The sequence below is a fragment of the Seonamhaeicola marinus genome, from assembly GCF_008085455.1.
Map to the genome: position 1 here is coordinate 1 of NZ_VSDQ01000892.1, position 486 is coordinate 486.

Consider the following 486-nt stretch of genomic DNA (forward strand, 5'->3'; position numbering starts at 1 on the left):
CGGATCCGTCATAGAGATTCCATCATGTACAGCAACATCTTGATTAGGCATTGTGAAAAATATTTGAAAATGAAGCAACTACATCTAACTTAGTACCATCTCAAGAAGTCCCACTTCATATACCATTTGAATTTATTGTGGTTGCAAACGTATGACGAGCAATATGGCAAGTTAGATTCTTTTTGATTTTACATAGGTAAGCTATTTCCTTTAAAGATGAGTTGAGTTTTTTATTTGAAGTATTCGGGAATAAGGTTTTCGTTTTCTTGGTGTTGATATGTTCTTTGTATTTCTCTATCAATTCTTCAGCAATTGGCAGTAATGGAATTTTTACGTTGTTATGAATTTTTTGCCTATTAGTGATTATCCATTTACCACCATCTATCCCGAACGTAATATTATCTTCGTTGAGGTTCATTACATCAGTATACGATAAGCCAGTATAGCAACTAAAAACGAATAAATCTTTAACGAGCTCCAGCCTCT

Annotated in this window: 1 protein-coding gene; it reads right to left on the reverse strand. The window is 33.5% G+C overall.

Annotation, left to right across the window (positions count from 1 at the left end):
- Nucleotides 1-115: 115 nt before the first annotated feature.
- Nucleotides 116-486, reverse strand: a 371-nt coding sequence (locus tag FUA24_RS24655; protein ID WP_148546088.1) for a site-specific integrase, incomplete at its 5' end; no start/stop codon positions are given.